Source organism: Levilactobacillus yonginensis (assembly GCF_003946265.1).
Lineage (GTDB): Bacteria > Bacillota > Bacilli > Lactobacillales > Lactobacillaceae > Levilactobacillus > Levilactobacillus yonginensis.
Window position 1 is genome coordinate 65,067 of sequence record NZ_RHNO01000013.1, and the last position, 9,664, is coordinate 74,730.

6 protein-coding genes and 1 pseudogene are annotated in these 9,664 nt (G+C 45.1%); 5 read left to right on the forward strand and 2 right to left on the reverse strand.

Going from position 1 to position 9,664, the window contains the following annotated elements:
• Positions 1-91: 91 nt before the first annotated feature.
• Together EKM87_RS08115 and EKM87_RS08120 are read left to right on the forward strand one after the other, a co-directional pair.
• Positions 92-617: pseudogene (locus EKM87_RS08115) on the forward strand (phosphoketolase family protein); the annotation flags it as partial.
• Positions 618-1,033: 416 nt separating this feature from the next.
• On the forward strand, positions 1,034-1,738 hold the full coding sequence (locus tag EKM87_RS08120; RefSeq protein WP_125683640.1) for a hypothetical protein: 705 nt from the start codon (positions 1,034-1,036) through the stop codon (positions 1,736-1,738).
• A 331-nt stretch (positions 1,739-2,069) separates the two neighbouring features.
• Here the strand turns inward: EKM87_RS08120 and EKM87_RS08125 are convergent, their stop codons facing one another.
• Positions 2,070-3,227, reverse strand: a complete 1,158-nt coding sequence (locus tag EKM87_RS08125) for an MFS transporter (protein ID WP_125683642.1) — start codon at positions 3,225-3,227, stop codon at positions 2,070-2,072.
• A gap of 6 nt (positions 3,228-3,233) precedes the next feature.
• Positions 3,234-3,659: a MarR family winged helix-turn-helix transcriptional regulator gene (locus EKM87_RS08130; protein WP_125683644.1), complete on the reverse strand. Its 426-nt coding sequence runs from the start codon at positions 3,657-3,659 to the stop codon at positions 3,234-3,236.
• Positions 3,660-3,734: 75 nt separating this feature from the next.
• On the opposite strand from EKM87_RS08130, the gene EKM87_RS12395 reads away from it, so the two are divergent.
• From EKM87_RS12395 to EKM87_RS08140, 3 genes are all read left to right on the forward strand, one after another.
• Positions 3,735-3,875: a hypothetical protein gene (locus EKM87_RS12395; protein ID WP_164506460.1), complete on the forward strand. Its 141-nt coding sequence runs from the start codon at positions 3,735-3,737 to the stop codon at positions 3,873-3,875.
• 282 nt (positions 3,876-4,157) lie between these two features.
• Positions 4,158-4,469, forward strand: a complete 312-nt coding sequence (locus EKM87_RS08135) for a hypothetical protein (protein ID WP_125683646.1) — start codon at positions 4,158-4,160, stop codon at positions 4,467-4,469.
• 773 nt (positions 4,470-5,242) lie between these two features.
• Positions 5,243-9,664 (forward strand): lectin-like domain-containing protein (locus EKM87_RS08140; RefSeq protein WP_164506461.1); only part of this gene is annotated, 4,422 nt, incomplete at its 3' end.

The following is a 9,664-nucleotide window of genomic DNA, read 5'->3' on the forward strand; positions in this document are numbered from 1 at the left end:
ACTAGGTAAAGAAATTCAGAAGCTTTTTAAGATTCCAGTATCGTATGTAATCTTTGCTGTGGTCTTAGTGAAGTATTTGTATTCGTCAGAGCTTAATGCTGTCTTTGACCGTGCCTTCAAGGACCGTCAAAAGGTTAACCACATCGTTGCTTCCAAGCAACCTCGTCAACAATGGTTCTCTGTTGCCGAAGCCGAAGAACTGGCTTACACCGGTTTGAAGATTATCGACTGGGGCTGAAGGCGAAGATGCTGATATCGTCTTTGCTTCCGCTGGTGTTGAACCAACCATCGAAACGTTGGTTGCCATTGACTTGCGCAATGCTGAATTCAGTTCATTCTTCGGCGAATCCAGGACTCCTGTTGTCTTTGGTTTCCACGGTTATGAAGACTTAATCGAATCATTCTTCTACGAACGTCAACACTTAGGCTTGAACGTTCATGGTTACCGTGAAGACGGTGATATCACGACTGCTTACGACATACGTGTATACTCTGAACTTGACCGTTTCCACCAAGCCAAGGATGCTGTTAACACCTTGATTTCCAAGGGTGTTATTGGCGAAGCTCGCGATATTGAAGAATTCACTAAGTGGGCATGGACCCCACTGAAGAAGTAATTCTTTAGTTAAATCAAAACTTAAATGCATGACTTATGATTCGTTCGTAAGTGGTGTGATGAAAGGTCAATCCAGTGATGGGCTGGCCTTTTTTATTTGCAATGGCAATAGAAAAATCTGCAGCCAACTGGTCGCGGTTTTTTTTTCGTAAGAATTTAAACTAAATTAGTTAGCGATGCTTGTCGCACTGAGGCTGTCAGGAATTCCGCTAGTAGTATTCAAAGTACCAAGCGCTTTTTCGTGGTAGCATTTAAAACGACATATTGTGTCATCACCGTTTTGTATAATAAGACCCATGAATTAGCAATAACTATTATATGGAAACATTAGGAGGAGAGTTATCTGGATAAAAGGAATCTACAAAAGTTGTACCAAAGTGTGTCCAATTAAGAAAAATAAAAGGAGAGATACATAGTATGAAAAAAATCGTTAAGGCAAGTGCCTTGGCTGCATTGAGTTTGGCTCTAGTTGTTCCAGCTGAAACGACATCGGCCAGTGCCAAGAGCCGTGTGAAGGTCATTTCAACGACGAATGTGGCTAAGCGGGCTTATCATGGAAAAAAAGGGAATATTTATACGAGTGCTAAACTGAGCAAGCGTCATTATGTGATGAAGCATTATAAGTACACAACCTGGTACATGACGAAGAAAGCTGTCATTAAGAATAAGGGTAAGAAGGGCACTCTGGTCTACATCAAGGCTGGTAACAAGTCTGGCTGGATCTACAAAAAGTATTTGACGGCTGGCAAGGCACCAGTGAACAAGGCTAAGGTTTTAGCAAATGATTCTATTTCGTTTAACCGGGCAATGTTATCGGCTAGTTCACAGCTCCAGGACGAAGCAACTGGAAGCTATGATGGATACAAAGATATGGGTAGTCGACTAACGTATGGGTATGTATACGGCAATGAAGTAGATGAAATTAAGATGGACAGAACAGCACTGTTAAAGGTTTATAAGCTGTTTAAGGGTCGGTTTAACAAATCTCAAAATGCAGATTTAGCTGCAATGGCTAGCCAAATAAAGAACTTACAAGTTACTGGGGATAACTGGCAACTGGCAACGACTAAAATGGCGACGTTTGGAGCAACGCTGGGAAGCTTAATTGAGAGCCTGGCTTAGCTAGAAGTAAACTTAAGGTGCTCAAAAAAGTCGCTTTAAACTCAGCCCGATTATTCCGGGCTAGCTTGAGGTTGAACGCCGTTGAGTTGTAGATGATAAGCATGTGTTTGTGACGGAAGCTGCGGACGCTAGCTAAGATTGTTAGTGCCTCACTAATCAAAGTGTTGTTACCAAATAGCTGATTTAAATCAATAGAAAAGGCATCACCACGTGCAATTTAAACATGTGGTGGTGCTTTTTTTACAATAGCACGATGGTTTCGTCAGGAGTTAGACCGACAATTTGGGCACCAATCTTTACTACTGAAGGAGCCTTTAAATTCAAGCAATCATCAGGCCAACAACCGGCGATCAATCCAGTAAACGGCCATAATCACTGGCAATGTCAGCCCCATAACTGGGTAGAGCCATGCCCAGGGGAACATGGCAGTAATGAGTCCCGCTAGCATCGGTCCGCCAGACATCCCGAGATCGATGCCAATGTAGAAGGTGCTGTTGGCTAAACCACGATCCGATTTTGGTACGAGCGATAGCGCCTTAGCTTGGCAAATTGAAAACATCAAGCCGTAACCAGCAGCGAAGCCAAAGGCCCCTAGGAATAACATGAACCAATTGTTTAAATCAGTTAAGCCAATTATGCCCAACAGATTAAAGCCTAAGCATAGCCAGAAGAACTTCTTGAATGGCACGTGGTCAAACGCATCACGTAATGCCATTCGCATCACCAATAAAATAATGGCGTAAGTAGGAAAGAAGACGCCCGCTGGCACGGCAAAGTGTCGGTGAGCAATGTAACTCACGATGTAGTTTTCTGTGGCAAAATAGGGTAACGAAAATAACAGTAAAATGACTGCCAGGGGAACGACCTTGGGTTGAACCAACTGAACTTTTTTAGCAGGGGTCGTACTCGTTTGGCGTGGGGAAACGGGACGGCCATGGTTGCCGACAAACTGAATGACGATCAGCATGAGGATACTGAACAGGGCGGCGACCCAAAAGACGCTTTGATAACTGTAGTGTTGGTATAAATACACACTAACTGCCGGGCCCACGGCCATTCCTAAGGCGCTGGCCAACCCGTAAATTCCCATCCCAGAACCAATTCGGTCGGCTGGCAAGAGGTCAGCCATCCAAGTGGCCATACAGACGGAACATAACGTATAGCCAACCCCGCTAATCACTCGAGCAATCAGAACTAACGCCACGTTGGTGGTCAACGTGTAGCCTAAGCTCGCTAGTAAGAGCAAGATGCCGCCAATCAGAGTGAGCGTGTATTTGGACACGCGGTCGGTTAAATTTCCGGCTAATGGCCGCAAGACTAGCGCAGTCAAGTTCATTGCCCCGGCGATGACACCAGCTAAAATACTGCTAGCACCGATATTAGCCGAAAATCCGGCAATGATCGGATTGATTAACATTGGCCCCATTAGATAAAAGAAACTGGCCACTAAAACTAAGCTAACATCTTTGGTATATAAGCGTGTGTGCACGCCAAATCATTTCCCTTCTAAGTTGGCATTAGCGCGGCGGGCTAATGCTAGAAATTGTTGTTGTTCTTCTGGAGTAAAGCCAGCGAAAAGTTCTGCACTCGTTTGCCAGCCGTGCTTATCAAGTTGATCGTATTTGGTTGACCCTAGCGGCGTCACCACGACGAGCTTCGATCGACCGTCGTCAGGATTGGGTACTAACCGCACGACTTTTGCCTTTACCATGTGCTGGACGATTACGCGGGCGGTTTGGTGGGTAATTCCTTGATAGTCCTTAAACATTGCGACTGTTTGATGGGGATGTTCCGCAAAGTACCGCAAGGCATCCCCTTGCTCCGTGGTTAAATTTAAATTCTTAATGTGAAGATTTCGCCGCTGTTTAATTCTGCGAGCCAATAGTAACAGCTGCCGTGAAATCATGTCGTCTCTATTCATGTGATCACCTCATGCGTATATTGTACAGTATACTGTATAGTTTGGTAAGCACTAATTTTTAAAAGTGAGGATCGGTTGATTCATGAAACAGTCTCGGACCTTTGGAGCACGGTGATTGTCCTTTTTTACGGGATCAAGAAGAGCAAGCAAGGCATCAAGGCTTTTCTCTGGGAAAATAGCGATACTACTCAAAAAGTACGGCCAGTCCGTGATTAGGATGCTATAGTCCCCTTAAAGTTAACAGATGAATTATAGTTTTTCATCTGTCAACCTTAAGGGGACTATAGCAGCAATAGGGCTGAGTTCTTTAACTATTTTGCTGTTTACGGTAATTCAATGGACATGCCATAATTAGCTCAGCAATCGTAGTAGTTCGTTTCGTTTTGATAATTTTGAGTTTCAGTTGGGACTGAATACAATGAGGTGGTTAGCGATACTCAAATCGGTTTGTTAAAATATTTAAAGAGATCAACACTAGCGGTAAGGGCAGGTGATTACATGAGCTGGTATCGAAGAATCACTGAACGCTATGGTCAGATGTACACGCGGACCACGCTGAATCGAGTGATTCCCATTACCGGATTAGTTTTGTTGGTGGCTAGTCTGATTCTATTGGCGTTCACTAAGTTACATGATTGGGGTTTCGGTTTGTACGGAATGTCAATTCTAGCGTGGGCCGATTATATCTCAGTAAAACTGGCGCAACACAGAGTGGGAATCATCGGTAGCTTTTTCATCGCCTTCGGATTGTTTGTGATTGTCCTGGGCGGGGCCGGGATGATTCTGCTTGCACTGATTTTTGGTGAATAGTAAGCGTTTAGTCAGAACAGCTTGGCAGTATCTGGGGTGGGCTCTTTTATAAAGGGCTTACTCTTTTTCTATGCTGTCATTTTTGAAATTATCTCGGCAAAATTCGTGAATACTTGGAGGCCTCTGTATTCATGACCTCTATGACAGAGCCTAATGATTTTTTAGCAATAAACAAGGCTTACAAAATCGACCAACACGGCAATTGACGGGGAAACTAATTGCTAATTTTAGGACTGTGGAAAGTTTGATAGCTTAACCGTCATATACATTACTCTGTATAAATGTTGGTAACACATAATATTATTTGTGGTTATTAACAAAATCAAAGCATAAACGTCTTGAATGTTAGTCCCGTCACACTTATAATGAGATTGCGATTAAAATAACCGCGAAAAGGTTGGTAGTCGAAACGGTTTTTGAATTTTACATTAGCAACACAGTTAGTTAACTGTGAGACACTATTTTCTAGCCTATGTATAAGTCCGCTAGTTTGAGGACTAGATACCTAATTTTGACAAGTTACTACTGAACAGGTGAAAACTCAGGGTTATACATTACGAAGTTTCACTGGCAAGAGGTGACTAGGCTTTGCCAGTAAGGCGGATCCACTAGATGCCGTGAGTATAGGTAGGTTAACCTGTGAAAGGTAATTTTACTAACTGATTGTGACTGGTTGTGTCAGGAAACAATCTTTTTTTGGTTGTTAATTGGGATATAGATGAAGTGGTACTGAACACATGAGGGTTCAATATCGTTAAAAGGAGAGGTCAAGCTTGAGACAAAAGGTTGCGAATCAAAATGCAAAAAAGAACTTTATTTTATACAAGGGACATACGGGCTGGAAGATTAAGACCCGTTTATTTGGGACGCTGTTAGTTGGTCTTTCTGCGGTAGCCATCGCTGAAAGTACGGGAACGGTTGATGTGCATGCGGCAACGGGGGATGCCCCAGTGACGGACACGTCTTCATCACCAGCGCCAGCAACGTCTGGGAGTGCGACTCTTGGTTCTAGCAAAACTGATGGAACGACACCAACACCTACGGTACCGACGACTACGACACCCACAGGTACGGCACCAACAAATGCAGCACCAGCAGCGGAATCATATTCTATAAATGCTGAGTCAGGGGATATTCCCGCCGGTGATCCAGCAGCAAGCGCAACTGCTGACGCCGCGACGTCTGCTAAGCAATATCAAACCTTAACGCCAGATCAATCAATGACAGTTGGACAGACGGATGGGTCCGGCGTGACGCTATCTGGTAGCCAGGTTCAGGACCACTTTACGAATACTGTCGAAAACTTTAACAAGAGCGGCGCTGACGACAACCAATTTATGAACAAGAAGGCCCATTCAGCTGATCCAACAACTGGTGTTTGGCAGTTGACAAATAATGGCACCCATAGTTTCTGGGGTAAAAATAACAATACTTATGAAATGCAGGTTGATGGCCCCCAAACTGCTCACGTCTCTTTTGAAAATGAAATTGATTTTGGCCATGACTTTACGCTGACAGGTGCCTTGGGTATTGGGACGAAAGCCTCAGGTGGGGCCGATGGTATTGGCATTGTTTTCGCACCAGGTGATCCGGCATATGCAACGACAGGTAAGGTCGGTGGTAATTTAGGTGTAGGTGGCTTGGATAACGCCTTTGCCTTCGTTTATGATGATATTCATAACGATGGTTCGGATGATACCAAAGTTGTTGACCCTGGTTCAGGGGCATACTTTGGTTGGCGGTCGACGGATGCCAATGGTACCATTCAAAATGTTACCAACTCAAACGATTGGAAAGCGGCTAGTTCATTTAACTTAAGCAACCGGGCAACCGATCCGCTTGTAGATTTTAGTATGACCTACGACTCAAAAGCAAAATTGTTAACCGTGACGATTCAGAACCAAAATTTCACCCGATCACTTGCTGACATCGACACCTCGAAAGGTTATTCAATTTCAATTGCGGCTTCCACTGGAGGACAGACTAATGATTACTCCGCCAGAATCGACAGCTTTACCTACACCCCAAAGACAGCGTCAGTGGATGTCAAAGTGGCTACTGCGGCTGGAGATGTAAGTACCACGACGCCAGTTACTGCCAACATCGGGGATACCATTTCTGTGTTCTCTACGAAGGAAGCAGCGGAACGGGCAGTGGCCGCAGATCCAACCCTGGATCCTAGCCTGGTTACAGTAATCCCTGCAAGTACGACGAACAATGTTTATGTTGTTGATGGCGACCAAGCCACTGCCAGCAATGGGACTGTTCACGCCTCAAGTCTTGCTGATGCATCGTACTACAGCTACAAGGTGACTGGGGATGCTAGCCAAGCCTTTAGTGTACCTATCAGTCAAGCCTTTAAAGCCAATGTCACACCGGTTGATTCCGTGACCAAGGAGGCCATTCCTGGCATGGATCCTATCCAAGTGACTACGGTTGTCGGTAAATCAGTCGTTGTTCAAGTGCCTGGCTACACCCCAGTGACCGTTGTTCTGGATGCGCCCGCAGCCGGCGAAACGGTTGCTCAGGATAAAGTGCTGATTAACACAAGTACGACACCATCGACGGAAACGGATGTTGCTAACCCAATCGAACACTATTACACGGCTACTGGTGAAACGATTGATGGGACCCCAGTTACGGCCAATGTAACTGTAGGGACGAATCAATCTGTCACGGATGCCCTCAACGCTACGCCAATCGGTGAAGATGGCAAAGCTATCACTGACGGTAGCACGCCAGCCTACACTTGGTCGACGGTTCCTAATGCCGCTGGGACGGATTCCACGGATTCCACGACGCCCCAGGATAGTAAGAGTATCTTGGTTCCAACGAAGTCGACGCTAGATAAGTGGATTCAACAGGCGACTGACAATCAAACTAAGGCCGATACGGAGAAGGCTGCGGCGCAAGATATCTATGATAAGTTTGTGGCTTCACCCGACATCACGGCTGATCAAAAGACTGCCGCAAAGAGTTTGCTGGATTCCGTGAACGCGGTCTACGAGAATCTATCGAAGACCAATGCGGATGCTAAAGCGTCTCTGGAGGATGCGGAGAATTCAACTGATCCTGCAACCATTGTTACAGACAGTCAGGCTGGTTATGCCGGCATTAGTGGCATGGATACGTCACTCAGTGAATTCAAAAACGATGTAGATAACATGTCGACGACTAACGCTGCAACCCAAGCTAGCATGGTGAGCTTTAAGTCTTGGTCACAGGACTACGGTACGCCATTAAAAAATCCTGAAGCTGTCTTTGGTGACGGTTTTAGTACTACTCCGGTCTCTGATGACCAAGTAGCGGGCTTATTTGCCGATCCAGCTAACTTCTATTACGTTGATGCACTTGATTCAGATACGTCGGTTACGCCAAAAGATGTGGGTACCTACTACTTCAAATTAACGGAAAAAGGGCGGACCTATATTAAGAACTTAACGCCAGACAACCCGAATGCTGGGCTCTACGTTTCTGGGACGGTCACGATTAACCCCGTAGTTGCGGCACCAACGATTAAAGACACTAGCGTTGTGTACGGTGCAAAGCCAAAGATCACGGGTAGCTTAGGATCGGATTTAGCAAATACAGATGATTCACTTACTCAGGATGATTTTGAAATTATTGATAATGCTACTAAAGAGGTTGTTTCGAGTAATCAGCTACAAGCTGGCGGTGACTACACGATTCAATACACCACTGATGCACAGAACACTTTGAAGAAAGATACGAATTATACTTTTGGTGATTTTGGAACGGCCAAGTTAACCGTTACCCCAGCGGCTGGCAACGTGGCTGTAACGGGGACCAGTGTGACTTATGGTGATTCATTACCAAGTCTGTCAGTCTCAGTCAATGGGGCAGATACTAGTGTACTTAGTGCGGACAATTTCGAGATTGTTGACACAACGACAAATTCAGTATTACCAGCTGATAAATTGCAACCTAATCAATTACAAGCTGACAATAACGGTAGATACAAAGTACAATTAACCCAAGCTGCTCAGGATACTTTGAGCGCAGCCAATGGCAACTTCAAACTTACTTTTGGGACAGGTGCATTGACCGTGAATAAGCGGCCAATTACGGTGAACATTAATGATGTCACTACTGATTACGATGGCTCGGCACATGGTGCGAATGGCTTTAGCATTGCAAAGGGTGATAAGTTAGTCGATGGCGATACGAGTGATGCGCTCAGTGTTACATTAAACCCAATCTCTGAGACTGAAATTAAGACGTACACAATTACTGGAAAGTCTGATTCAGCAAACTATGATGTCACCGTTAACAATGGGACATTGAAGATTTTGGGTCAGACTGATGATGGTAAGGGTAATAAGACAACCACTGAAAAAGATGCAGCTGGTAAGGTGGTGCGGATTGATAAGCACTGGGCTGATGACAGTGAAACGACTTACAAGTATGATCCAGATACTGGTGTTAGATCTGTGAGTGAACAAAAAAATGGGGTGCAAGTTGGTGAGTCACAAACGCTTACCAGTGATGCTAAGGTAACGTTAACCGATGGTGTCAATGAAAACACGAGCACTGTTGTTGCCCTTGACCCTAAAACTAATCAGCCGACGTTTGAACATGATACGACGACGCCTACCGATAACAATACGACTACGACGACAGATACCAATGGGAATGTTGTTAAAGTCGTTAAGACGTGGCCAAAGGATAATAGTACGACGACGTACACGTATGATCCTTTGAATGGTGGAACGCAGACGGTCACGGAAGAAAAAGAAGGGGAAGATCCTGTTACGCAGGAATTCACCGAAGGTACAACGCAGACAACGGTAAAGCAAGGTAAAACTGATACAACTGTTACAGCACAACCAGGTTCAGCACCAACGTTTGCGCATGATACGACGGATACAAATGAGGCTGGCGATACGACTACGACGACAGATGCCGACGGCAACGTCATCAAGGTCGTTAAGACGTGGCCAAAAGATAATAGTACGACGACGTACACGTATGATCCTTCGAATGGTGGAACGCAGACGGTCACGGAAGAAAAAGACGGTGAAGCCCCTGTCACGCAGGAATTCACCGAAGGTGCAACGCAGACAACGGTAAAGCAAGGTAAAACTGATACAACTGTTACAGCACAACCAGGTTCAGCACCAACGTTTGCGCATGATACGACGGATACAAATGAGGCTGGCGATACGACTACGACG

Bases quoted from the DNA above. Each gene is read 5' to 3' on its own strand.
- EKM87_RS08120 (WP_125683640.1), top strand. From the start codon at position 1,034: ATGAAAAAAATCGTTAAGGCAAGTGCCTTGGCTGCATTGAGTTTGGCT.
- EKM87_RS08130 (WP_125683644.1), bottom strand. From the start codon at position 3,659: ATGAATAGAGACGACATGATTTCACGGCAGCTGTTACTATTGGCTCGC.
- EKM87_RS08135 (WP_125683646.1), top strand. From the start codon at position 4,158: ATGAGCTGGTATCGAAGAATCACTGAACGCTATGGTCAGATGTACACG.